This window comes from Bartonella sp. SD1336NMGDW (genome assembly GCF_042193565.1).
In the GTDB taxonomy this organism is placed as follows: domain Bacteria; phylum Pseudomonadota; class Alphaproteobacteria; order Rhizobiales; family Rhizobiaceae; genus Bartonella; species Bartonella grahamii.
This window is the reverse complement of the sequence record NZ_JBHILW010000005.1, coordinates 35,476-59,880: the sequence shown is the minus strand read 5'-3', so window position 1 is coordinate 59,880 and position 24,405 is coordinate 35,476. Positions and strand designations below refer to the sequence as shown.

General features: G+C 37.8%; 22 protein-coding genes and 1 other RNA gene. 9 read left to right on the top strand and 14 right to left on the bottom strand.

The annotated features are described in order from the left end of the window. Window positions 1-107 precede the first annotated feature (107 nt). A complete protein-coding gene (locus tag ACFIKH_RS04345) occupies window positions 108-737 on the top strand; it encodes a DapH/DapD/GlmU-related protein (RefSeq protein ID WP_375626101.1) in 630 nt (209 codons plus the stop codon). A gap of 55 nt (window positions 738-792) precedes the next feature. On the opposite strand, the gene ACFIKH_RS04340 is transcribed toward ACFIKH_RS04345, so the two are convergent. The 5 genes from ACFIKH_RS04340 to ssrA all read right to left on the bottom strand — a co-directional run bounded on the left by ACFIKH_RS04340 (window position 793) and on the right by ssrA (window position 4,789). Then, window positions 793-3,132 carry an ATP-dependent helicase gene (locus ACFIKH_RS04340; RefSeq protein WP_375651862.1) on the bottom strand — a complete coding sequence of 780 codons (2,340 nt, stop codon included), beginning with the start codon at window positions 3,130-3,132 and terminating at the stop codon, window positions 793-795. Window positions 3,133-3,252: 120 nt separating this feature from the next. After that, window positions 3,253-3,504: a ribbon-helix-helix domain-containing protein gene (locus tag ACFIKH_RS04335; protein WP_273788067.1), complete on the bottom strand. Its 252-nt coding sequence runs from the start codon at window positions 3,502-3,504 to the stop codon at window positions 3,253-3,255. Between the two features lie 10 nt (window positions 3,505-3,514). Then, a complete protein-coding gene (locus ACFIKH_RS04330; protein ID WP_273788068.1) occupies window positions 3,515-3,697 on the bottom strand; it encodes a DUF4169 family protein in 183 nt (60 codons plus the stop codon). 8 nt (window positions 3,698-3,705) lie between these two features. Then, window positions 3,706-4,251: an SspB family protein gene (locus ACFIKH_RS04325; protein WP_375648164.1), complete on the bottom strand. Its 546-nt coding sequence runs from the start codon at window positions 4,249-4,251 to the stop codon at window positions 3,706-3,708. 181 nt (window positions 4,252-4,432) lie between these two features. Continuing rightward, window positions 4,433-4,789: a transfer-messenger RNA gene (gene ssrA / locus ACFIKH_RS04320) on the bottom strand. A 97-nt stretch (window positions 4,790-4,886) separates the two neighbouring features. Between ssrA and ACFIKH_RS04315 the strand changes: the two genes are divergently transcribed. Then, entirely contained in the window at window positions 4,887-5,192 is a 306-nt protein-coding gene (locus tag ACFIKH_RS04315; protein ID WP_375627097.1) for a DUF2853 family protein, read from the top strand. Window positions 5,193-5,259: 67 nt separating this feature from the next. Here ACFIKH_RS04315 and ACFIKH_RS04310 read toward each other — a convergent pair whose 3' ends face one another. From ACFIKH_RS04310 to ACFIKH_RS04300, 3 genes are all read right to left on the bottom strand, one after another. Continuing rightward, window positions 5,260-6,567, bottom strand: coding sequence for an MFS transporter (locus ACFIKH_RS04310; protein WP_375626094.1), 1,308 nt, complete (start codon window positions 6,565-6,567; stop codon window positions 5,260-5,262). Between the two features lie 649 nt (window positions 6,568-7,216). Then, window positions 7,217-8,527, bottom strand: coding sequence for an MFS family transporter (locus ACFIKH_RS04305; RefSeq protein WP_375626092.1), 1,311 nt, complete (start codon window positions 8,525-8,527; stop codon window positions 7,217-7,219). A gap of 606 nt (window positions 8,528-9,133) precedes the next feature. Next, a complete protein-coding gene (locus ACFIKH_RS04300; RefSeq protein WP_375626091.1) occupies window positions 9,134-10,441 on the bottom strand; it encodes an MFS family transporter in 1,308 nt (435 codons plus the stop codon). A gap of 194 nt (window positions 10,442-10,635) precedes the next feature. Here ACFIKH_RS04300 and ACFIKH_RS04295 point away from each other — a divergent pair, with 194 nt between their 5' ends. The 7 genes from ACFIKH_RS04295 (at window position 10,636) to ACFIKH_RS04265 (ending at window position 19,679) form a co-directional block, all read left to right on the top strand. Beyond that, entirely contained in the window at window positions 10,636-11,430 is a 795-nt protein-coding gene (locus ACFIKH_RS04295) for a thymidylate synthase (protein ID WP_375627102.1), read from the top strand. Further along, entirely contained in the window at window positions 11,427-11,936 is a 510-nt protein-coding gene (locus ACFIKH_RS04290) for a dihydrofolate reductase (protein ID WP_375651861.1), read from the top strand. Before ACFIKH_RS04295 ends, ACFIKH_RS04290 begins: the two co-directional genes overlap by 4 nt. 119 nt (window positions 11,937-12,055) lie before the next feature. Further along, window positions 12,056-13,195 (top strand): FtsH protease activity modulator HflK, encoded by a 1,140-nt coding sequence (gene hflK, locus ACFIKH_RS04285; protein WP_375626085.1) that lies wholly within the window; start codon window positions 12,056-12,058, stop codon window positions 13,193-13,195. A gap of 2 nt (window positions 13,196-13,197) precedes the next feature. Continuing rightward, window positions 13,198-14,136: a protease modulator HflC gene (hflC, locus tag ACFIKH_RS04280; protein ID WP_375627105.1), complete on the top strand. Its 939-nt coding sequence runs from the start codon at window positions 13,198-13,200 to the stop codon at window positions 14,134-14,136. Between the two features lie 151 nt (window positions 14,137-14,287). Further along, window positions 14,288-15,814: a Do family serine endopeptidase gene (locus ACFIKH_RS04275; RefSeq protein ID WP_375627107.1), complete on the top strand. Its 1,527-nt coding sequence runs from the start codon at window positions 14,288-14,290 to the stop codon at window positions 15,812-15,814. A 933-nt stretch (window positions 15,815-16,747) separates the two neighbouring features. Next, a complete protein-coding gene (gene miaA, locus ACFIKH_RS04270; RefSeq protein ID WP_375651859.1) occupies window positions 16,748-17,620 on the top strand; it encodes a tRNA (adenosine(37)-N6)-dimethylallyltransferase MiaA in 873 nt (290 codons plus the stop codon). 259 nt (window positions 17,621-17,879) lie between these two features. Continuing rightward, window positions 17,880-19,679, top strand: a complete 1,800-nt coding sequence (locus ACFIKH_RS04265) for an acetolactate synthase 3 large subunit (RefSeq protein ID WP_375627111.1) — start codon at window positions 17,880-17,882, stop codon at window positions 19,677-19,679. Window positions 19,680-20,294: 615 nt separating this feature from the next. Here the strand turns inward: ACFIKH_RS04265 and ACFIKH_RS04260 are convergent. From ACFIKH_RS04260 to ACFIKH_RS04235, 6 genes are all read right to left on the bottom strand, one after another. After that, window positions 20,295-20,567, bottom strand: coding sequence for a hypothetical protein (locus tag ACFIKH_RS04260; protein ID WP_375627113.1), 273 nt, complete (start codon window positions 20,565-20,567; stop codon window positions 20,295-20,297). Window positions 20,568-20,772: 205 nt separating this feature from the next. After that, a complete protein-coding gene (locus ACFIKH_RS04255; RefSeq protein ID WP_375671065.1) occupies window positions 20,773-21,267 on the bottom strand; it encodes a hypothetical protein in 495 nt (164 codons plus the stop codon). Window positions 21,268-21,416: 149 nt separating this feature from the next. After that, window positions 21,417-21,638, bottom strand: a complete 222-nt coding sequence (locus ACFIKH_RS04250; RefSeq protein ID WP_375648639.1) for a hypothetical protein — start codon at window positions 21,636-21,638, stop codon at window positions 21,417-21,419. Between the two features lie 72 nt (window positions 21,639-21,710). Continuing rightward, window positions 21,711-21,968, bottom strand: coding sequence for a hypothetical protein (locus tag ACFIKH_RS04245; RefSeq protein ID WP_375648638.1), 258 nt, complete (start codon window positions 21,966-21,968; stop codon window positions 21,711-21,713). A 5-nt stretch (window positions 21,969-21,973) separates the two neighbouring features. Then, window positions 21,974-22,195: an MFS transporter gene (locus ACFIKH_RS04240; protein WP_375648644.1), complete on the bottom strand. Its 222-nt coding sequence runs from the start codon at window positions 22,193-22,195 to the stop codon at window positions 21,974-21,976. A 470-nt stretch (window positions 22,196-22,665) separates the two neighbouring features. Beyond that, entirely contained in the window at window positions 22,666-23,592 is a 927-nt protein-coding gene (locus ACFIKH_RS04235) for a D-2-hydroxyacid dehydrogenase family protein (protein WP_375627117.1), read from the bottom strand. Between the last annotated feature and the right edge of the window lie 813 nt (window positions 23,593-24,405).

Here is a 24,405-nt window from a genome sequence, read left to right as displayed (position 1 = left end):
TTGTAACATCGGCAGGTTTGTTTTGCAATCTCTGTTTCATGGTTGATTTTATTGGCTTGATTGGTATGTCTTTCCATATCTATTGATGAAACATTGGTGAGGGATGCATGAATATTGAGAACGATCTTCGATTTCATGAAAGTGAGCCTCGTATCCATACGACAGCACGGCTGCATGGTTGTAAATTAGGGCGCTATGTGGAAATTAATGAACGGGTGAGTTTACGGGATGTAACCGTTGGAGATTTTTCTTATTTAGAACGTAATAGTGAGGCTATTTATAGCAATATTGGGCGTTTTTGTTCTATTGCATCTCATGTACGGATGAATGCGTTGGAGCATCCTATGGAACGCGTTTCAACGCATAAAATAACCTATCGTCCTAATGAATATTTTCGTTATATGGCACTTGATCGTTCTTTTCGCGAAAGGCGTTGTGCAAAACGTGTTATTATCGGGCATGATGTGTGGATTGGACATGGCGCGGTTATTATGCCTGGGGTGAAAGTTGGACATGGAGCAATTATTGGTGCTAACGCTGTTATAACGAAAGATGTTATGCCTTATGCGGTTGTCGCTGGTGTTCCTGCTAAACGCTTGCGGATGCGTTTTCCCGATCATGTGATTGAGTGCCTTTTAGAGATGGCTTGGTGGGATTGGTCGCTTGATAAAATTTACGACGCATTGCCTGATATGCAAAATTTACCCATTGAAGTCTTTGTTCGCAAATGGAAATGATAATCAGAATAAAACAAAATGGTCTCTTGAAAAAACTGATGTAGTTTGCTTTTAGTCAAGCTTTGTTTACAAAATTATCCAGTACACGCTTTTCTCCGGCTTTTTCAAACATTATTGTCAATTTATGATCGTCTATTGCTGTAATATGACCATAACCAAATTTTATGTGAAAAATCCGATCATTGATAGAAAAATCTGATGATTCATGAGAGATTGATTGAGTGATAATTTTCCCTTCAACCGTTTTGTTTTTTTGTGCACGCTTTTGTCTTGCTGTTGCATAGTCAGTATAACAGAAATCGTGATGTTGAAAGGAAGATTTTCCATAACCACCATAGGATGTTTCCATTTCTACAACTTCTATATGTTTTGCTGGTAATTCATCTAGAAAACGGGAGGGGAGAGCAGGTTGCCAAAGTCCATGAATTCTACGATTAGATACAAACCATATATGCAGGTGTTTTTTTGCTCTTGTAAGTCCAACATAAGCAAGACGCCGTTCTTCTTCTAATCCTGAACGTCCACCTTCATCTAATGAGCGCTGATGGGGAAAAAGTCCTTCTTCCCAGCCAGGAAGAAAAACTGTTTCAAATTCAAGCCCTTTGGCTGAATGAAGTGTCATGATGTTGACCGCATCGGTATTTTCATTGTTTTCAGCATCCATAACCAGTGCAACATGTTCCAAAAAACTTTGAAGATTTTCAAATTGTTCCATGGAACGGATCATTTCTTTAAGATTTTCTAGACGTGTAGGAGCCTCTGGTGAGCGATCTTCTAACCACATGGTTGTATAACCAGAATCATCAAGGATAATCTCGGCAAGTTCTTTATGAGGAGTGTCTTGAAGCATATTTTGCCAGCGGCGGAAGTTTTCAATAAGGCTTCGTAACGCACTGCGTGCCTTAGGCTTTAACTCATCTGTTTCAATGATGTCAGCGGCCGCGGAAAAGAGAGGAACAGCACGTGCTCGCGCACTCTCATAAAGAATGCGCAGGGTTGCATCGCCTATGCCGCGTTTCGGTGTATTAATAACACGCTCAAAAGCTAAATCATCAGCAGGTTGGACAACAACGCGTAAATAAGCCATAGCATCACGTATTTCCATTCGTTCATAAAAACGAGGACCACCAATGACGCGGTAGTTAAGACCAAGCGTTACAAAGCGATCTTCAAATTCACGCATTTGGAATGATGCACGCACCAATATAGCCATATGATTTAATGCATGACCTGTTTGTTGTGCTTGTTCAATTTCTTCTCCGATGGCTCGGGCCTCTTCTTGCGAATCCCATGCTGAATGAACTTTTACTTTTTCTTCCTCATTCTTTATTTGTGCAGAAAAAAGGACTTTGCCCAGTCTTTCTTCATTATGAGCAATGAGATGGGAGGCGGTTTTAAGAATATGGGATGTTGAGCGATAATTGCGTTCTAGACGAATAATTTTGGCAGAAGGAAAATCTTTTTCAAAACGTAATATATTCTCGACTTTTGCACCACGCCATCCATAAATGGATTGATCATCATCGCCAACACAACAAAGATTAACATGTTGACCTTGGGGATGTTGTGCCAAAAGGCGAAGCCAAAGATATTGTGCTGTATTTGTATCTTGATATTCATCGACAAGAATATAGCGAAATTGAGAATGATATTCGCGAAGAATATCTGGATTATGTTGGAAGATAGAGATAGAATGAAGCAGAAGATCGCCAAAATCACAAGCATTAAGATCTTTTAATCGATTTTGATAACTGTGATAAAGTTCGCGTCCCATGCCGTTGCCAAAGGAATGAGCATCACTTTTTGAGATATGTTCTGGTGAAAGTCCTTGATTTTTCCAAGAATCAATCATCGTGGCAAGGTTTCGTGCGGGCCAACGCTTATCGTCTAGTCCCTCAGCTTGAATAAGCTGTTTTAAAAGTCGAAGAACATCATCGCTATCAAGAATTGTAAAGTTTCTTTTTAAACCAACAAGCTCTGCGTGACGGCGTAAAATTTTAGCACCAGTGGAGTGAAAAGTTCCAAGCCAAGGCATACCTTCAACAATTTCTCCAATAAGTTCACCAATACGTATTTTCATTTCACGTGCTGCTTTGTTGGTGAAAGTGACAGCAAGTATTTGCTGAGGAGAGGCAAGTCCAGAGCGTAAAATGTGAGAAATACGGGTTGTTAAAACGCGCGTTTTTCCTGTACCTGCACCCGCAAGAACTAAAAGAGCTCCCTCAGTATTCATAACAGCTTGTTGCTGTTCTGGATTGAGTTGTTCTAAATAGTCCGTGTTATATGATTTTTGTTCTTTTAGAGTATGGGAGAAAAAACCAGAGCTCTTCTTATCATGGTCTGGAGGGGAATCTTCTTCAAAGAAAGGTATGTTGTGATCAGAAAAATTACTCATTATATCTCTTTTGTAGTCTTTTTTTCATTGAAGTTCTAGATTAAAAAAACTTCTCTTAAAAAAGTCACAACAGCTTCAGTTGAATAAACAAAAAGAGAACGTAAAAAATAAGCATAAACATTAAAGGCGTTGGGTGAGAACGCTTTGAAGGGCATAAACGCGTAACGAAGCCGAAAGATTGACTTGTTGTGGTCTTTTGCTATCAATATCAGTGATAATAAAGGCTAAAGATTGTCCTTTTTTGCGGGCTATATCTTTTAGAATATCTAAAAATGGTGGTTCTAAAGAGACGCTTGTTGCGTGTCCATCAACGCGAACAGATATCTTTCGTGGAATGACTTTTGACCAATCGATAGAATTATTTTCGTGCATTTTTCCACCTTTATTCGTCGTTTCGTAAACGATTTTGATCAAGAAATTTTTGCGTTTTTAAAGATTTTTGTTGCTCAAAAAATTTTTCAGTTTTTGTTCGTCCAAAACGATAACGATTTTGCTCAGCACGAAGAGATTTTTCTGTACGTTTTTTTTGTTTTCGAAATTGGCGAAGATTAATCAATTCAGTCATGAAAAAATTTACTTTTTCCGAAAAGAGTCTAAAGAGACAACATCAGCACTTTGTTTTGTATCGTTATTTGAAGATTCTTTATTTGTACTGAAATTTTGTTCTTTTGTAAGCGTATTTTCTTTTTTTTGTGTGTTTGATAAGGTAATGGGCGTAGTTGAGGTATTTTCTGAATTTTCACTTTCTCCAGAGGCAGGATTTGAGGGCAGATCAAATGCTGCTTCAAATGCTGCTATAGGATCATAAAAGACCTGAATGGAAGTAAAAGGAATCACGAGCTTTTCGTTTATTTCCCTGAAGGAGAGGGTTACTTCGAAAGCTGTTTCTGAAACACTGAGATCTCTAAACTGATGTTGTAAAACGATTGTCATTTGCTCGGGATAGCGATTTTTTAGCCGAGGAGAAATTTTAACGCCTGGGGCATTCGTCAAAAAAGTTATAAAAAAATGATGATTTCCCGGAAGACCTGCTTTGCTAACTTCCGATAAAACTTTACGGATAACTCCACGAAGCGCATCCTGAACGAGAATATCGTAACGGATTTGATCTTTAACCATCGAAGTTTATTCCTTTTATTTCACGTAGCAGAACGGGGCGTATTGATATTGTGTGATAGAATACGTTTTAAAATTAGCAATATTTTGTCTACGATGCACCTCAATAAATCGAATAAATACGAAACTCTATGGTAAATAATGTCTGATAATGTCTGAAAGATCAATCAATAACATTTAAAAAAGTGAAGGCTTCTGTTGCCAGGTGCCTCCGAACCCCGCTTAAACCTGCGATGGTTTAAGACTTAAATTGAAACATTCGCACTGCATTAAGCAGCGAGACGTGCTTCCGCATAGTTGTCATTTGCAACTACTCATTTAGTCCGATAACGGTGGTACTATGCCGAGTAAAAGAGCAATCTTTACGCCCTTGTCGATCCTATTTCGCCCCCACCAAAATATAATTTTGGCCTCTTATATTTTGGTGGAGGCGCCGGGTACCGCCCCCGGGTCCAATGAGTTTATTTCATTGTCCATTTATTACCATAGCTGGTAAACCAGCTCTTTAAATATAGATGAAGAACAGTCTTAGGAAAAGGGGGGGTTGTTAATATTTTTAATGCTCTAATTATTTATGGAGCTATATGACGCGGCTGTAAAGTATAGTCCGCTGATTTTTGGAGAGGAGATGATGCAAAATGACAAATAATCTAGCAGATATTAAATTATATGATTCAAATCCCGATGAAGCAGCAATAGAACGACTTAGCCGTCGTTTAGCTTTAGTGATGAAAAAACAAGATGCATCACTTGTTGCTACATCGGATCCAAAAGAGTTAGAGCAGGTTGAAAAATGGGTTCAAGATGTTTTAGAAGCTGATGAGAAGAGTGCTAAAATGGCTGTCTCAAAAGTGGCTGAAATGATGTCTGGAGAGCGTAGAAAAAGTCGTATGACTTTTTATTATCTAGTTGCTAAGCACCTTAATGCACTTCATAAAATTTAAACAATATTAAATTTGTGATAATGATAAAAAAGCCCAATTTCTTGGGCTTTTTCGTTGATAAAAAGGTTTAATGTTTTTCATCCTCTTGGAGGTATCCCCCTTTACGCATACTCGGGACAAAGAGAAGAGCAATGAATGCCATGATCATCACAACGGTTATATAAAAATAAAAGAGTGATTCATGACCATACTTTTTTAATCCAAGCGCAACGTATTCAGCAGAACCACCAAATAAGGCGTTGCCAATGGCATGAGAGATGCTAACGCCTAATGCGCGTATTGAAGAGGGAAACATTGCTGATTTTACGACACCAGAGATGGATGTATACATGCTCATAATGAAGAGCAAGCCAATAATGACGGAAAAGGCAACCCATATACTATGCGTATTACCGATTATCCAGAGTCCAGGAAATGTAAAGATGACAGAGAGTATACTCCAAATGATAAGTAAAGTTTTTGTTCCAATTTTATCGGCTATGATACCAGCTATGGGTTGGAATAGGATAAAAATAAATAGTACAGCTGTCATAATCGTTGTTGCGGTATGTTTATCAAAGCCGGTGGTTGTGATCAGATATTTTTGCATATAAGTTGTAAAGGTGTAAAATGTGAGTGATCCTCCTGATGCAAAGCATGCAATTACGACAACGGCTTTTGTATGCTTGGTGAGAAGTTCCTTAAGACTGCCAGAGTGTTTGTGAGAGCGGCTTTCTTTCGTGGTTGTTTCGTGGAGAGAACGACGCAGATAAATCGCAATCACTGCCCCGAAACCACCAATCACAAAAGGAATGCGCCATCCCCATGCTTTTAACTGATCTTCAGAGAGATAAGATGCTAGAATAAATATAATGAAGCTAGCAACAAGTTGACCTGTAATAAGGGTGGCAGATTGGAAAGAAGCAAAAAGCCCACGATGTTTTTTGAGGGCAACTTCGCTCATATAAGTGGCTGCTGTACCATATTCACCACCCGCTGAAAGTCCTTGCATCATCCGAGCTAAAAGTAAAAGGATTGCTGATGTTATTCCTAAGGTTTCATAGGTGGGAAGTATGGCGATGAAAAAAGAGCCACCACACATCATAAAAATGGATATAAGCATCGAGCGTTTACGTCCATAACGATCGGCGACAAATCCTAAAAACCAAGCTCCAATAGGGCGCATAAGAAAGCCAATAAAAAAAACACCCGCGGTTTTTAACAGTGGCGTAATCGTATCACCATCGGAGGGAAAGAATTGTGATGCAAAATAAATCGATGCAAATGAGTAAACGTAAAAATCATACCATTCTACGAGATTTCCTGATGCGCTTGCTATAATAGCAAAAACGCGTTTTCTTGCATCCTGTGATGCTGAAGTTGTTTCATTTTTCATGAATTGTTCCCCTTTTGTATTTATAGTTTATATTTTCTAAACCTAATTGTTTATGATTTCCAGAAAAATTCAATTGTATTATAATAATTCTTAGGGAAACTCTTTAAGATGATTTATTAGAGTCAGGTTGTCATTCGTTTTAAGATTTTTACTTGTGTTATAGAATAAAAAGTTATCACGTTGCATTTAAAGGGAGAGAACATTGAAAAGTAGATCAAGATACCTTTAAACTTTATGAGAAGAATGCAATTATTGGCATACGGGAAGATCATAGAAGAGATGGTCTTTATGAGCAGAAAGCCTAAAAACTGAAGACATTGTATAAAGCTTAAATAATGTAAAAGGGCATTTTTGTGTCCTTACTTATCTTGTTGTATCATAACACATCATCATTTAGGAGGGTGAGGTAAGGCTCAGATAAGGTTTTCCGTATAAGGTGTTTTTTAGATATCGTGATAAATATTTAGGATAGGGCTTGCATAGAATCTTATCAAGTAAATTACATAAAGAAGGCAGTAACTATAGACAATTTAAGAGAAACTGTGTTGTTTATAAGACGAATGCGGGGCGGACTTTTCGTTCTTTATTAGGGTGGAGAGGAGATCAAAAAAAGCCCAATTTCTTGGGCTTTTTTATCCAGAAAATAAGTTTAATGAAGTTTATTGTCTTTATCGAGATATCCTCCTTTATCTATATCGGGCATAAGGAGAATAGAGATGAGTGCAATGACCATCATACCAACTATGTAAAAAAAGAAAACAGATTCGTATCCCATATTTTTTAATCCAAGCGCTACATATTCAGCAGAACCGCCAAATAGTGCATTCCCAATGGCAAAAGCAAATCCAACACCAATTGCGCGGATTGAGGCTGGGAACAATTCTGCTTTTATGATACCAGCAATGGACGTATAAAAACTCATAACACAGAGTATTCCAATGATGATTAAGAGTGCTGCCCATGCATTATGGGCATTCCCAATCATTTTAAGTACAGGAATGGTGCAGATAATGGATAAAGTACTCCAACTAATGAGTGAAGCTCTTGCTCCAATTTTATCGGCTATGGAACCAAAAAGGGGTTGGAGTAGCACAAAAATAAAGAGGGCGGCAGTCATTATCGTTGTTGCGGTTTGTTTATCAAAGCCCGTGGTTGTGATCAGATATTTTTGCATATAAGTGGTGTATGTATAAAATGTGAGTGATCCACCAGCTGTAAAGCCAACAACCAAAAAGAAAGCTTTTTTGTGATTGCGAAAAAGTTCTCTAAGACTACCAGCATTTTGTTCAGAGCGGCTTTTGTGGGTTGTTGTTTCATGGAGCAAACTACGCAGATAAATTGCAACAATTGCTCCAAAGCCACCAATCACAAAAGGAATACGCCAGCCCCACGCTTTTAACTGATCTTCCGTAAGGTAAAGGGATAAAATAAATATTATAAAACTTGCGAGAAGTTGACCTGTGATCGTTGTTGCATATTGAAAAGATGCAAAGAGCCCACGACGATTTTTGGGTGCAACTTCGCTCATATAAGTTGCTGCTGTACCATATTCACCGCCAACGGAAAGTCCTTGAAACATGCGGACTAAAAGGAGGAGGAATGCTGCTGTTATTCCCAAGGTTTTATAAGTGGGAAGTATGGCAATGAGAAAAGAGCCACCACACATCATAAAAACAGAAATAAGCATTGAGCGTTTACGTCCATAACGATCCGCAATGAATCCAAAGAGCCATGCTCCAATTGGACGCATAAGAAAGCCAATAAAAAAGATTCCTGCAGTTTTTAAAAGTTGTGTAACGATATCTTCATCTTCAGGAAAAAATTGTGATGCAAAATAAACCGATGCAAAGGAGTAAGCATAAAAGTCGTACCATTCTACCAGATTTCCTGATGCACTGGATATGATAGCAAAAATACGTTTCCTTGTATCATGTGGATCTAAAGTTGTTTGATTATTCATGAAGTATTCCCCTTTTAGATCTATAACTTTTCTTCTCTTTAAAGTTGTTTACAGTTTAAGCCATAAAAATTCAATTGTATTGCGATGTTTCTTAAAAGATGTTTCTTAAAAAAAGAGGGGGTGGAAGCGGCTTATTTTCATGATGTTTCCAGTTTTTATTTTTGTCATAGAACAAAAACAGTGCTCATATTTATAGGAGGATATGTTTAGATTTTTATTGTATCTTTAACGGTGTCATCGATCATTCAGATCAGAAGGGGGGTTGAGAGATGATTGATTGGTGATAATAGATGCGCTTTAATGTCCATTATTAGACAAATAAGGAAACGATGTTTTGCTTATTTTTGATAAAGAAAAGAGGATATTAATTAAAGCAGATTTGATGTTTTAAAGCTAAGTGTACTGGATTTATTGGTATCATGAAAAATATAGGGTCATGGCATGAGGTACTTTATTCATCATGGTTTATATCAAAGAAGAGGATATCTCTCCTTTATGACACGAGAGATGTTTATGATATGAAAGGCATGTCTATAAATTGATTTTACAGTATTATCATAATCAAGAAGCCCGAAAAATCGGGATTCTTGATTTAGTTTAGAAAATTTAATGGATACTATCACCTTGAAGATAACCCTCTTTCCGGGCATCTGGCATTAAGAGAACAGAAATGAATGCAATAATCATCATGCCGGTTATATAAAAATAGAAGACAGATTCATATCCAAGATCTTTTAATCCAAGCGCGACATATTCAGCAGAACCGCCAAACAGTGCGTTGGCAATAGCATAAGAGAGCCCAACTCCTATTGCTCGTACTGAAGCGGGAAACATTTCTGATTTTACAATGCCAGAGATGGATGTATAAAAGCTCATAATGCATAGCATTCCAATAATGACTGATAAAGCAATCCATGTACTATCAGTACTACCAATCACATTAAGTCCGGGAATGGTAAAGATAATAGATAAGACACTCCAAATAAGGAGTGAAGTTCTTGTTCCAATTTTATCAGCCATAAAACCAAATGCAGGTTGAAGTAACATGAAAACAAAGAGTGCAGCAGTCATCACAGTTGTGGCTGTATGTTTATCAAAGCCGGTGGTTGTAATCAGATATTTCTGCATGTAAGTCGTATAGGTGTAGAATGTGAGCGATCCTCCAGCGGTAAAGCCGATAACTAGAAAAAAAGCTTTTCGGTGGTTGCTCAAGAGTCCCCTAATACTACCAGCTTGTGCATTAGAACGACTTTCTTTGGTCGTTGTCTCATGGAGCGTGCGGCGTAGATAAATCGCAACAATTGCTCCTAGTCCACCAATGGCAAATGGGATACGCCAGCCCCATGCTTTTAGCTGATCTTCAGTGAGATAAAGCGCTAAAATGAATATAACAAGACTGGCTAGAAGTTGACCACCAATCAGTGTGGTGTATTGGAAAGAGCTAAAAAATCCTCGGCGATTTTTGAGGGCGATTTCACTCATATAAGTTGCTGTTGTACCATATTCACCACCGACAGAAAGCCCTTGAAGCATTCTGAGTAAAAGTAGAAGAATTCCTGCTGCTACTCCAATGGTTTCATAGGTAGGGAGTAGGGCGATTAAGAACGAACCACCACACATCATAAAAACTGAGATAAGCATTGAGCGTTTGCGTCCGTAACGATCGGCAATGAAGCCAAAAAGCCATCCGCCGATTGGGCGCATAAGAAAACCAATAGCAAAGACACCAGCCGCTTTTAAAAGTTGTGTAACGACATTGCCATCTGAGGGAAAAAATTGTGATGCAAAGTAAATGGACGTAAAGGAATAAACATAAAAGTCATACCATTCTACTAGATTACCTGATGCACTGGACACGATAGCCCAGATACGTTTTCTTGTATCATGTGGTGCTAAAGTTGGTTCATTCTCCATAAATTTATCCCTTTTATGATCATACCTAACTTGTTTCTTTTAAAATTTATTTACGATTTGATTCATCAAAATGCAATCGTATAATAATGATTTCCTATAAAAGATGTTTGGGAGGAGGATTTTTTTGAATTGTATTTTTATAAATTTTGAAGTTTCTATTTCCTGTAACGTTAAGAATCAACCATAATATTTATATGAAAATCTATCTTGATCTTTTATCGCATGTTTTAAATAACGGCATTGATCGTACAGATCGAACCGGTGTGGGGACACGATCAATTTTTGGGTATCAAATGCGGTTTGATTTGCAAGCTGGCTTTCCTCTGTTAACAACGAAGAAATTGCATTTGCGCTCGATCATTTATGAGCTTTTGTGGTTTTTGAGGGGTGATACAAATATTGCATGGTTGAAGGAACATGGTGTGTCAATTTGGGATGAGTGGGCTGATGAGAAAGGGAACCTTGGTCCTGTTTATGGTTATCAGTGGCGCTCTTGGCCTGCTCCCGATGGACGGCAGATTGATCAAATCAGTCATCTTTTGACGATGATTAAAGAAACGCCTGATTCTCGTCGCTTAATTGTATCTGCTTGGAACCCCGCACTGATAGAGGAGATGGCTTTGCCTCCTTGTCATTGTTTTTTTCAATTTTATGTTGCTGATGGGAAGCTATCCTGTCAGCTTTATCAGCGTTCAGCAGATATTTTCTTAGGTGTTCCGTTTAATATTGCTTCCTATGCGTTGTTGACGATGATGATTGCCCAAGTAAGCGGACTTAAAGCGGGAGACTTTATTCATACTCTGGGTGACGCTCATCTTTATTCTAACCATTTTGAACAGGCGAGATACCAGCTGTCTCGTATACCAAATGCTTTGCCGTTGATGCTTATAAATTCAGCGGTAACAGATCTTTTTTCTTTTAAATTTGAGGATTTTGAATTGCTTAATTATGAAGCGCAGCCACATATCAAGGCACCGGTAGCAGTATGACTTTTCCAGTTTGTTTAATTGCAGCTGTTGCAGAAAATGGTGTTATAGGTCGTGAAGGTGCGATGCCTTGGCATTTATCCACGGATTTGCAACGCTTTAAAGCTTTGACTTTTGGTAACCCCATTATTATGGGGCGAAAAACATGGGATTCTCTTGGGCGTCCTTTACCAGGGCGTACAAATATTGTTATTACCCGTAATTGCGCATTCACGGCTGAAGGCGCTGTTATTGCTCATTCTTTGTCGCAAGCCTGTTCTATCGCAAAAAGTGTGGCTTCTCAAAATGGTGCAGATGCAGTTTTTATTATTGGGGGTGGTGAAATTTTTCAACAAGGGTTGCATATGGCTGATAAAATATTCCTTACAGAAGTTTTAGCTTCTATAGAAGGGGATAGTTTTTTTCCTGTTTTTGATAAAGAAAAATGGACTATTGTAGAAACACAAGATATTCCAAAAGGAGAAAAAGATAGTCATCCGACACGTTTTGTGGTTTATGAGCGGAAATAATTTTTTGTAATATGAAGTGGAAGGGGTTATCAGTTGTATTGTAATGAGGTAAGAGACACCCTATAAGATCAAGCAAATGGTTGGTGTTCGAGTAGTGGTAATCAGTTAAAGAGGTGATAATGCCCTGGACAAATCAAAATGGTGGTGGCCCGTGGAGTGGCGATAAAAACAGTGGTGACAAAAAAACACCAGCTAAGAATCTCTTTGGTTCTGGTGGCGGTAATGGTGGCGAAAATGGTCCTAATCTTAATGATATTTTGCGCAAAGGGCAGGATCAGTTTAAACAATTCGGGAGAAGCAGTTTTTCTGTTTTATTCCTTCTGCTTATTGTGTTTTTTTGGCTATACCAGTCAATTTATATTGTTCAGCAAAATGAACAAGCGGTAGAGTTGCGCTTTGGCATCCCTAAAGAAGGCATTATTGGTGATGGGTTGCATTTTCATTTTTGGCCAATTGAGACCTATATGAAAGTACCTTTAACGGAAAAAACAATTGCGATTGGTGGGAAGCCTGGTCAGGCGCAACAAAGTGATGGCTTAATGCTTTCAAGTGATCAGAACATTGTTAATGTTAATTTTTCCGTTTACTATCGCATTTCATACCCTAGTCAGTTTTTATTCAATGTGAATGATCAAGAAGGAACAGTTCGCCAAGTTGCTGAGAGTGCAATGCGTGAGGTCATTGGTTCGCGGCCGGTTGATGATGTTTTACGTGACAAGAAAGAAGAAGTTGCTAATGACGTCAGAAAGATTATTCAGTTGACTGTAGATAAATATCAACTTGGTGTTGAAATAAGCCGTGTGTCTATCAGTGAAGCTGCTCCTCCAACAAAGGTTGCTGCTGCGTTTAATTCTGTTCAGCAGGCGGAGCAGGAACGTGGAAGAATGATTGAAGAGGGGAATCGTGTGCGTTTTACGAAAATTGGTTTAGCAAATGGTGAAGCTTCACGCACACGAGAAATCGCAAAAGGTGAAAAGGCACAAATGGTTGAAGAGGCAACAGGGCGTGCGGAACGTTTTCAGGCGATAGCTCGTGAGGCTGCGATTTCACCAGAAGCTGCTCGCTACCGTCTCTATATGGAAACGATGGGGCGTATTCTTTCTTCACCAAATAAGTTGGTTTTTGATCAGGCAAATTCTCCAGCGGTGCCCTATTTACCTTTGAACGAATTGTTGCGTAGCAATTCATCAGAAAAATTGAAGGCAACATCAGCGCGTCCTGCATCGCTTTCGGATTCTCGCATTTCTGGAGGATATTAATTATGCAGCAATCTCGTTTTTTGTTTGTTTTTAGTGCTATAGTGTTTGTTTTGATGATTTTGTGGATGTCCGTTTTTATCGTCTATCCTCGTCAACAAGTAGCAATTAAGCGTTTTGGACAAATTGTTCAGGTAGAATCTAACCCTGGAATCTATTTCAAGGCGCCTTTTATAGATAAGATCATCATTGTGGATAATCGGTTGTTGCGTTACGATGTTCCTACACAATCTGTACAGGTTCGTGGTGGTGCGTATTATGAGGTGGATGCGTTCTTTATTTACCGTATTACAGATCCTAAGTTGTTTTTACAGCGCATTGCTTCTGGGCGTCCACAAATTGCGGCACGTGAAAACCTTGCACCACGGTTTATTGACGCTTTACGTGCTGTTTATGGCAAGCGAGAATTTAAAGCAGCCTTATCGGATGAACGAGGTGCGATGATGGCTGAAGTACAGAAGCAGTTTTCTGTAGATGCAGGTTCGTTGGGTATTACCATTGTTGATGTGCGTATTCGTAAAACCGATTTGACGGATGCTGTTTCAGAAGATGTTTATCGGCAAATGGCAGCTGAACGTGAAGCTGCTGCGGAAAATATCCGTGCTCGTGGTCAGCAGGAGCGAGATCGTATTGTGGCAGAAGCTAATCGTGAATATGAAGAAATCGTAGCAGCTGCAAAGCGTGATGCTGAAATTACCCGTGGTGAAGGTCAGGCTGAAAGTATTCGTCTTTTATTGAATGCGAGGGAGGCTAATCCATCTTTTTACGATTTTTGGTTGGCGATGGAACAATACAAGAATTTAGAGCATACTCCGATGGTGATTTCACCAAATGAGGATTTCTTTTTCTATTTTCGTAATCCGCCGCAGGCAAATAAATCATTCTTACCGACAATGAATACTGGCCTCAGTAAAACGGATTCAAAATCGGGAGAGAATAGATAAAATAATGGATTGCAGATACGAGATTTTGCATGAAAAGAATGATCTGTGACCATTTTCTTTTATGATAAAAGTCGTAGAGAGTATCGAGCCGTGCTGGTTTTACATAGATAAATTTAGTGGGGCTCTTTTCAGCTTTGGTTAAAGGCATGTCATGGATAGAAGTATCGTGAGTAGAAATACGTTTTTGAAGTCTTTTATCACAAGAGTTGTTTTGTGTGTGGTTTTGTTTTTATCAGGATCAGTGAATTTGTCTTGGAGCGCAGAGACAAACAAGACATTGCTTTCTGTTCCTGATTTAGCTTCTGAGCTTTTGGAGACGGTTGTGAATATTTCTACGGCACAGACTGTTGAAGGAACCGAACAGGATGAAAATACTTCGGTACCCGTTATTCCCAAAGATTCATTGCTGGAGGAATATTTTAATGATTTTTTTACACCCAAAGATGGTCAAAAAAATAGTCAATTTCAAAAGGTGCGTTCTTTGGGGTCTGGTTTTGTGATTGATGCGCAAAAAGGGATTATTGTTACAAATTATCATGTTATTGTTGATGCTGATGATATTGAAGTTAATTTTACAGATGGTACAAAACTCAAGGCGAAGCTTCTTGGCAAGGATAGCAAAACTGATTTGGCACTACTTCAAGTGGATGCGGGACGTAAAAAATTAAAAGCTGTGCGTTTTGGTGACTCAGAAAAAGCACGTATTGGTGACTGGGTTATGGCTATTGGTAATCCTTATGGTTTTGGTGGAAGTGTAACGGTTGGTATTATTTCTGCACGTAACCGTGATCTTAATGCTGGTCCCTATGATAATTTTATTCAAACAGATGCAGCAATTAATCGGGGCAATTCTGGTGGTCCGTTATTTGATAGAAATGGTGAAGTCATTGGCATTAATACAGCAATTGTTTCACCTTCTGGAGGATCTATCGGTATTGGGTTTGCTATTCCATCGGATATGGCCCTTGCTGTTATTAATCAATTGCGTGATTTTGGAGAAATAAGGCGTGGTTGGTTGGCTATTCGTATTCAGCCGGTAACAGAGGATATTGCAAAAAGTTTAAAATTGGACAATGCTGTAGGAGCATTAGTGGCTGGTAAAATAGAACAGACGGAAGAAAATAATGTAGATAATAGCCAGTTACAAACTGGAGATGTTATTCTTTCCTTTGGTAATGCAAAAATTAAGCATGCACGTGATTTGCCGCGTTTAGTTGCAGAAAGTTCAGAAGGAAAAGTGGTGGATGTTACTGTTTTACGGAATGGGCAAGAAAAAACAGTAAAAGTTAAGCTTGGACGTTTGATTGAAACAGATGCAAATGAAGATATAGAAGAAGAAGTTGATGATAAAAAAGACAATGATCTGTCGAAAAGCGTGACAATGCAATTTATGGGAATGACGCTATCTGAATTGACAGAGGATTTGCGTCATCGTTATTCAATTTCAGATAAACTTCGAGGACTAGTGGTAACATCTGTTGCACAAAATAGCGCAGCGGATAAAAAGCGTATTCGCGTTGGTGAAGTCATTATTGATATTAATCAGAGTGCTATCACAACAATCGATGAGGCTAAAAAACGTATTCATAAATTACGTGAAGCTGGACGCAAAAATGCTCTATTCATCGTAGCGCGTCCAGATGGAGAGTTACGGTTCCTAACGCTCCTAATGGATTGATACCCCAATGGATTGAGGCTTAAAAATTAATTTTTTGTTTTTTATCAGCCTTGGTATGTGGCTACTTTGTAGCTCAACCATGTGATGTCCAATATTTCTCAAGCTCATTTCATGACAAAAAGGCATGGATTGTATAATATAAAATCCGTTGGGCAGCTCTATTTTTGCATTAAATAAAAGTACAAGTTGGTACCATAATAGATTTGCTAGTTCCCAATATTGCAACAGCCTAGGCTTTGAAGTGCTGCATAAAAGATCTATGTCTTGTGTTTAAGTCAAATTTTTATCTCTGCTTTTGATGCACAAGTGAATGGTATTGATATGGCACTTTATGAGAAGGATAAAAATGAGAAAATCTTATGATATTGGGAGCTCTTATTCAGGTTGCAAAACGCTCAACTATTATAAATAAAGGGTGCAATTATTATAAATCATGTTTTCTTTAGTGAGACTTTTAGAACTTTGTGATTGTACTTTGTGTGCTATAGAGAACGTTTTTTTACTTCATTTTGAAAAAAGTTATCCTAGAGAAAAATGATATTAGACTAAATTAGTTATATATATTTATACCTTTCTTGGTGATGGATGAAAAAATAGTTATAAGAAAGAGAGCGTACAGAAGACAATTTCTGAATCTCTTATTATAAACCAGAGTAACATGCTGTTTTTATAGGAAAAAATAAAGCTGTTTGATTGTATAGGTTAAGCTCAGTATTATTTTCATAAATGATGACAAAGAATATGTTTATTTTTAATGGACTAACGGACAGAATGATTATGGCTGTAATTTATTATTGAATTATGATAGCAAAAATGCTTGGAAATTCCTTTGGTGTCGTTATTAAGTCAATTTTTTCTTTTTTTATAAGTTTCATAGGGGGCTTTGGGGGCTGTGTGTTGCAATAAGTTATTGATTGGGAGAAATTGCTATTCATGACACAGAGAACAGTTACATTAATAGCGGGACCAACGGCAAGTGGGAAGTCAGAACTTGCCTTGAAAATGGCTCAAGAAAAAAATGCTCTCATTATTAACACTGATTCAATGCAGGTTTATGATGTTTTAAATATTTTAACGGCACGGCCTACAGAGGCTGATACTGCGATTGTTCCACATTATCTTTATGGTCATGTGAGTCCTACTTTGAATTATTCAGTAGGGCAATGGTTGTGTGATGTCGAGAAGCTATTGGCTACTTTTTCTTTAAGATCAGTTATTTTTGTTGGTGGAACAGGACTTTATTTTCGTGCTCTTTTAGAGGGGATTTCGGAAATCCCTCATGTTCCAGATGTTGTGCGGCAGAAGTGGCGACTTCGGCTTGATAAAGAGGGCGTTGCAAATCTTTATCGCCAGTTGTTGCAGATTGATGCTGTTGTTGCTGAAAAAATTTCTTCGCACGATGGTCAACGTATTGTCCGTGCTTTGGAAGTTTATGATGCAACCGGTAAGACGCTCAGTTGGTGGCAGAAACAAAAAACAACACCTCTCATAGCGCCGAATTTCATCGAAAAAATTCTTCTCATGCCACCACGTCTTCTGCTTTATGAACGTATTCATAAACGCTTGGATTCTATGATTGAAAGAGGAGCTTTAGAAGAGGTGATGATTATGAAGAATCTTAAGCTTTCCCCTTCATTACCAGCAATGAAGGCTATTGGTATACCTGAATTTATGGCTTATTTGGATGGATATAGAAGCTTTGAGAATGCTCTTGAAGCGGTGAAAACACAAACGAGGAGATACGCAAAAAGACAAATGACATGGTTTCGTAATCAATTTGATGAAGAATGGATGCTTACTTTTTGATAAAAGAGCTAGAGCTTTGCAAAGAAACTTATCGAAAGATAAAAGATAAGATTTTTTTTAGAAAATATAATTTTTTATTGACGAATGGTATCAATGGAATTAGAAATCTTTCTACAAGGAAATTTTTATATATTTTATACGTTGGAATAATGGGGGTGATCATACAGTATGTGTTGTGTAATGGGCTCCTTTGGGGTCTTTTTTTATGGGCTCCGTTAGGGGCTTTTTTATTGTCCTATCAAGTAGGTGAGTGGGAAAAATGAGAAATGATCCAAGAAAGCAAGAGAGTGCAGATGGAAAAATAATGTCGGGGGCTGAAATAGTGATTCAGGCTCTTATAGATCAAGGGGTTAAACATATTTTTGGTTATCCTGGTGGGGCTGTTCTGCCTATTTTTGATGTGCTCTATCACCAAGATACACTCCAGCATATTTTGGTGCGCCATGAACAAGCTGCAGGGCATGCTGCTGAAGGTTATGCACGCAGTACTGGAAAGGTAGGTGTTATGCTTGTGACTTCTGGTCCAGGCGCAACGAATGCTGTTACACCTTTGCAAGATGCTCTTATGGATTCTATACCTCTTGTTTGTTTTTCTGGTCAGGTAGCGACAACGATCATCGGAACAAATGGCTTTCAAGAAGCTGATACGGTTGGAATTACAAAGCCCTGTACGAAGCGTAATTGGCTGGTTAAAAACGTCAATGATCTTGCGGCTATTATTCATGAAGCTTTTTCTCTTGCTCAATCAGGTCGTCCTGGACCGGTTTTGATTGATATTCCTAAGGATGTTCAATTTGCTTCAGGAATTTATAGAGCACCTCAAGCGCCGACATTTATGCGTTCTTATTCAAAGCCGAAAGGGAATGCGCAGGCTATTGAAGAGGCTGTTTCTCTCTTAGTAGAAGCAAAGCGTCCTGTTATTTATTCTGGTGGTGGTGTTATTTCATCAGGGATGGAAGCTGTAAAGCTTTTGCGCGATTTAGTTCAACTGGGTGATTTTCCGATTACATCAACGCTCATGGGGCTTGGTGCTTATCCCGCTTCTGGCAAAAATTGGCTTGGAATGCTTGGGATGCATGGAACCTATGAGGCTAATATGGCCATGCATGATTGTGATGTTATGTTGGCTGTTGGTGCGCGCTTTGATGATCGTATCACAGGGCGATTGGATGCATTTGCACCTCATGCGCGTATTATCCATATTGATATTGATCCTTCTTCTATTAATAAGATCGTAAAAGTGAAAGTGCCCCTTATTGGTGATGTGGCTTGTGTTTTAGGAGATATGACGCAACTCTTAAAGATACAGAAACCAGCGTTTAACAGTGAAGTCCGTGAGGCGTGGTGGACGCAAATTAATCGCTGGAAAGCTCGTAATTCATTGGCATATATGGAAAAAAAAGATGTTATCATGCCACAATATGCTCTTGAACGACTTTATGCTCTTACTAAAGATGCATGTGCTTATATCACAACGGATGTCGGACAGCATCAGATGTGGGCAGCACAGTATTATCATTTTGATGAACCAAAACATTGGATGACTTCTGGTGGTCTTGGAACGATGGGGTATGGTCTTCCGGCGGCTATCGGTGTTCAAATAGCACATCCTGATGCGCTTGTTGTGTGTATTTCTGGTGATGCCTCCATTCAGATGAATATTCAAGAACTTGCAACAGCTATTCAGCATGATACACCAGTGAAAATTTTTATTTTAAATAATCAGTATATGGGGATGGTTCGCCAGTGGCAGCAATTGCTACATGGTAATCGTCTTTCTCATTCTTATACGGAATCTATGCCTGACTTTGTGAAATTGGCACAAGCTTATGGAGCCGTGGGAATTCATTGTTCAAAACCCGATGAACTTGATAATAAAATTCAGCAGATGATTGACTGTGATAAGCCAGTTCTTTTCGATTGTCGTGTTTATCATTTAGAAAACTGTTTTCCTATGATCCCATCGGGATGTGCTCATAATGAGATGTTATTACCCGATGAGGCAAGCGAGGAAGCTGTTGCAAATGCTGTTTCTTCCGAGGGAAAGATTCTTGTATAAAATGAATATGTTAACAAAATAGTAAAGGATGGTGATGAAGTCTTTGGAGTCTTCATCTCTGTCTCTTCTTTGTGGAGAGTTCCTATTATCCTTAGAGCTCATTTTATGATTTTCATTCTTTGTTTAAAGACATGGGGTGTATTATTATTTGTATGCGATGTTTGTTTTTTTAATTCATATGTTCACATTAATAGCTATTTCGTTGCATTTTTTAGATAATATATTGAATTGTCTGTTATAAATTAATTATGTTGTCTCATATATGAAAGATTCCATTGTGCAAGAAAAAAGCCACCGTGCTTGAAGGGGGCAACCATGCAAACCGTCATACTTGTGAAAACAATAGAAAAGTTTGTCACTATGTTTTGGTTTCGCATTATGAAATTACTCCAAATCGCTCTTTCAAGGGATTGATAGGAAAATCCCCCTAGCGGCTTGAAAGGAAGGGCAAATATAACAAAGATCAAACGCAGCCATAGAAAATCAATTGGCCACCATAGCTTATAATCAGGTAGTAATCTCACCTGATTATGCGGGGGAAATCCATACATATGAGATGTGTAGTCAATATATATAAACCGGAATAATACTCAACATCGTATCATTATCAGGACATTAACATTGAAAATCAAATATTCTTTCTTTTATTTGTTCTACATATTTATGATTCCATAAATCTGCAGACACAAACACTCTTTGAATCCACCGCATTGGATTTTCATAACTATCAAATGATCCAAAAAATTTACCTCCAGAGTGTAGAGCCATTCTGTTATCAATGTATAATAATCTTCCTAGTTGTACATCAATTCCAAAAGATACAGTCTTCATAGCTTCATAAAAATGATTTAAAGCTTCCTTAGCTTTTTTTGACTGTGGCTCTAACATGCCCAGATAAAAAACAGCGCTGATATCTGGGAATTCACCGTCCTCTCGAACTAGGAGGCACTTTACTTGTAGAGGTTACCCAATTTCTCCTCTATAGAGAAAATTAATTATATATAAATTATCCCTTAAGCTACTCAAATCCTTCTCACTTAAAAGTTTTAAAGCTAGATGTGCACCAGATATTCTCGTTAACGGGCCATCAACATCATTGCGAACACCAGAAAAATATCCCGTTAGGAGATAAATTTAAACTCGTTATAAATTTTAGTGCAGTATTTTCTATATGAAAATCTAACTCAACTTCAGATCCTAATCCTGTATAATCTTTTTTATTATCCTCTAAAGGAACTAGGTTGTTTACTATATGTTCGCCTTCAAATTTAATTGAATAAGGCTCTCCGATTAATAAAGAAAACATCATAATTAAATTTTCGCTAATATAGCCACTTTTACAAGACGCATCTAAATTATAAGGATTAGGTGACGTATTAATTTGTCTATCAATTGGAAGGTTTTCAAAGCTTAAATATGCTCTAGGGGTAATAGACATCTTTTGATTCATAAGAATTGTCAATATTCTATGGGGTAGCAGCGAAAATGCTATTTTTTTTAGCTTAACCGAATATTCAATACCACCGTATGGATCATAAATAACATGGTCTAAAGCCTCCCAAAGTTTGTCTCTTTCGCCATTGCTCAACTCAAAGTTAGTAAATAAGTGTCTGTAAAATCTTGGATTAATCCAAATAATGGTGGAGCAGTAATAATTGCGATTTGATTTACATATATTGCTAAACCCAGAGAAAGTCCAACGCTTTCTTTCGACGAAGAGTCTACAATATAAGCAACTCAAGGGCCATACCATCCTAATCCAAAAAAACCTAACCAAGCAGATAAAATAGTTAAATAAATTATCGATCCACTAATACCCAAAATTAATATTAAAAATCCAAAAACGACTGCAATCATGCAAAAGAAGACAGGAAAAAATCGTCCTTTTCTACAATGATCACTCCACGCTGCTAAAATAATTCTTCCTAAGGCACCAGAAGCCTGTGAAACAAAGAACAAATAAGCACTTTTATCTAAAGACAGGTGATAGATTCTATAAAAATAAATCATTATAAAAATGGTTAAAACATATTAAACTATCACAAGTGAAACGCCTGAAAAAATAATATTTTTCATATACGGCATATATGGCGCAGCCAACATCGCAAGACGAGACAATACCTTTGCATGGAACGAAACTCTTGCCTTACTTTCTGGAACGAGAGCTACAACTTTTTCTGGTGCGTGATAAAAAATAATAAAGATACATCCCCCTAAAAAAGAAACGATGGCACCGACCAAAAACGCACCTTGTATGCCATAGACAAGCGCACTAGCAGGAAGAACCATCCCAGCTAATGTCCCCTACCTAATGGTAGCCCCGCTTGCTTTATTCCCATTGCAAATCCGCGCTGCGATTTTGGAAACCATGAAGAAACAGATTTAGCGCCACCGGGTTGAGCAGAACTATAAAATCCCCCTACAATTAGCAAACAGACCAAAAGGGAAATATAGTTATCTGCGATTGCTCCCAACAAAAGAGCGACAGAAACACCGACCGCTCCAACTCCAACAATATAGCGCTCGTTATGTCTAGTAATTCGCCAGCTACAAGTAACCCAATAATAGGTAGGAATTGCGCTGCTGAAGACAGCAAACCTATCTGAGAGTCACTAAGCGAGAAATCCTTCTTAAAAAATTCAGCTAAAGGACCAATCCCTTGAACAAAGAAGCAAGCTGATGCTTGAGCGATAGTGGCAACAAGCAATATAATCCATCTATAATAATTTTTTTCTATAAATTTATTATTGCTCACTATGCCCCCTCCAATTAAAGTGTATTCCAATAAAGTAGCCTTTTTTTAATAATGCTTGCAACAATAAATTAGGTATTTTATGCTGATTACATAAAAATCTGTCAATACGATTGGTCTTAATATGAAAGCTAAGGAATATGCTTAATTTAAGGAAATAAGCTATTATGTGTCGTGCAAATTTGATACGCTAGCGATATAAGATAAATTTTACAAACATTGGCTCATCCGGCATTAAGCGCTCTTCATAAAAGACGCTATATTTTGGCAAGCTTTTTCAAAATAATTCTCAAAGCTTTCTTCAGTCACATAGCCCAGATGCGGTGTGCAAAGAACTCTATCTGATTGCAATAATTTGCTCTCATATACCGGCTCGCTGTCATAAACATCCAGTGCAAAGTAAGTTGAATTTTCCAAACTTAGTATTTTTTCTATCGCCCCTTTTTCAACCAAAGCTGAACGCGCTGTGTTGACAAAAATAGCATGAGGTTTCATGCTCAATAGGTCATCTAATTGAATGATTTCTCTGGTTTTATCGCTTAAACGTAAATGTACGGATATAATGTCAGGACGTGTAAAAAATTCATCTTTTGAATGCGTAAAATGATAACCTAAATTTTTTGCTTCTTGCGTTGAACGTTCGCTCCCATAAACCAAAATGGACATGCCAAAAGCTTGAGCATATTGAGCAACCATTTTACCAATACGCCCAAACCCGAATATTCCAAGAGTAGCCCCTTTCATTTGGTTGCCAAATGTTGTTTGCCATCGTCCTTTTTTCATATCAGACACAGATTTACAGAGTTTTCTACGCGCAGACATAATTAAGAGCCACGCAAATTCAGCAGCAGAAGTTGGATCTCCACCACCGTCTAATATTTCAATTCCTAAGTCTCTACAAGCTTCTATATCAATATGTGAACCTATGGGGCCTGTTTGGCAGATTAATTTTAAATTTGGCAGTTTCAGGAGAAGATTTCTATCAACCATGGTCCGCTCTCTGATTAAGATAAGAATATCTATCTCTTTGAGCTTATCTTCTAAATCACATTCTTTAGCTAAATTATTTATAACAAGCACTTCATGCGATTTCATTAATTTTGTAATAGACTGTAATGTTAGGGTAGCTTTTTGATAGTCATCTGGAATTAATATTTTCAATTTAAATCTCCCGTTTCATTCATCAATATTTGAGCTCATTATTTCATTTCTAAAACAACCAAAAAGCAATCTCATCGCTGATATTTTGACATAACGCCAAGCCTATTAACAAATTATACCCCTTGATTTCATTGTTGTTTCTAGCAATAAGAATAGCATTAATCAGTTAGTTTTTATAAACTTTAAAACATTGCGACAAAAAGTTTGACTCAGTAGATGGAGAATTGCGCTTTTCTCATATTCTAGAGGACGGACCTGAAGTGCTACGCTGGACTGAAACCCATGTCCCAGTTTTCTTATAATAGACTACCAAGAAGGCCATACTTACGAACCAGATTTTATTGTCGAAACAGAAAACGCTACATATTTGTGCAAGATAAAGCGGGCTTTATATAAGCGTGATGTCTCTCTTTATTCGTTGAGATATAACTTATTTGTAGCATGAAGAGTAAATTTATTAAAATCGTGATAAGAGGGAAATAGGAAATATATAGGTGTATCATCATAGGGTTAAGTCGTTTTGTTGAGAGCTATTTCTATTTCTGCCAAAAGGTTTTTGATATATTTAATTATTATTTCGTAATAGTGGATGTACTTTATTTTTATGTGCAAGAAAGCTGAGTGATTGTGTAAAATAGTATTCATAAAATTACATTATTCTTATCCTGTTAAGGACATTTTTTCTAGCGAGGGTTTTGCAATTGCAATGCTCTTTTTCTCATTCTAAATTTTGGTTAGAAAAAGCGTATATAGGTATTATTTTAAATTTAAGACATGCATATTCCATTGTTGGTGTTACTGTTGTAAAAAATG

What these genes read in the sequence shown, in the direction of transcription:
- hflC (WP_375627105.1), top strand. Translation starts at nt 13,198, where the DNA reads ATGCAGCAATCTCGTTTTTTGTTTGTTTTTAGTGCTATAGTGTTTGTT.
- ACFIKH_RS04275 (WP_375627107.1), top strand. Translation starts at nt 14,288, where the DNA reads ATGGATAGAAGTATCGTGAGTAGAAATACGTTTTTGAAGTCTTTTATC.
- ACFIKH_RS04340 (WP_375651862.1), bottom strand. Translation starts at nt 3,132, where the DNA reads ATGAGTAATTTTTCTGATCACAACATACCTTTCTTTGAAGAAGATTCC.
- ACFIKH_RS04315 (WP_375627097.1), top strand. Translation starts at nt 4,887, where the DNA reads ATGACAAATAATCTAGCAGATATTAAATTATATGATTCAAATCCCGAT.
- ACFIKH_RS04260 (WP_375627113.1), bottom strand. Translation starts at nt 20,567, where the DNA reads ATGTTAGAGCCACAGTCAAAAAAAGCTAAGGAAGCTTTAAATCATTTT.
- ACFIKH_RS04245 (WP_375648638.1), bottom strand. Translation starts at nt 21,968, where the DNA reads ATGGTTCTTCCTGCTAGTGCGCTTGTCTATGGCATACAAGGTGCGTTT.
- ACFIKH_RS04335 (WP_273788067.1), bottom strand. Translation starts at nt 3,504, where the DNA reads ATGCACGAAAATAATTCTATCGATTGGTCAAAAGTCATTCCACGAAAG.
- ACFIKH_RS04310 (WP_375626094.1), bottom strand. Translation starts at nt 6,567, where the DNA reads ATGAAAAATGAAACAACTTCAGCATCACAGGATGCAAGAAAACGCGTT.
- miaA (WP_375651859.1), top strand. Translation starts at nt 16,748, where the DNA reads ATGACACAGAGAACAGTTACATTAATAGCGGGACCAACGGCAAGTGGG.
- hflK (WP_375626085.1), top strand. Translation starts at nt 12,056, where the DNA reads ATGCCCTGGACAAATCAAAATGGTGGTGGCCCGTGGAGTGGCGATAAA.
- ACFIKH_RS04295 (WP_375627102.1), top strand. Translation starts at nt 10,636, where the DNA reads ATGAAAATCTATCTTGATCTTTTATCGCATGTTTTAAATAACGGCATT.
- ACFIKH_RS04265 (WP_375627111.1), top strand. Translation starts at nt 17,880, where the DNA reads ATGAGAAATGATCCAAGAAAGCAAGAGAGTGCAGATGGAAAAATAATG.
- ACFIKH_RS04300 (WP_375626091.1), bottom strand. Translation starts at nt 10,441, where the DNA reads ATGGAGAATGAACCAACTTTAGCACCACATGATACAAGAAAACGTATC.
- ACFIKH_RS04325 (WP_375648164.1), bottom strand. Translation starts at nt 4,251, where the DNA reads ATGGTTAAAGATCAAATCCGTTACGATATTCTCGTTCAGGATGCGCTT.
- ACFIKH_RS04330 (WP_273788068.1), bottom strand. Translation starts at nt 3,697, where the DNA reads ATGACTGAATTGATTAATCTTCGCCAATTTCGAAAACAAAAAAAACGT.
- ACFIKH_RS04305 (WP_375626092.1), bottom strand. Translation starts at nt 8,527, where the DNA reads ATGAATAATCAAACAACTTTAGATCCACATGATACAAGGAAACGTATT.
- ACFIKH_RS04345 (WP_375626101.1), top strand. Translation starts at nt 108, where the DNA reads ATGAATATTGAGAACGATCTTCGATTTCATGAAAGTGAGCCTCGTATC.
- ACFIKH_RS04290 (WP_375651861.1), top strand. Translation starts at nt 11,427, where the DNA reads ATGACTTTTCCAGTTTGTTTAATTGCAGCTGTTGCAGAAAATGGTGTT.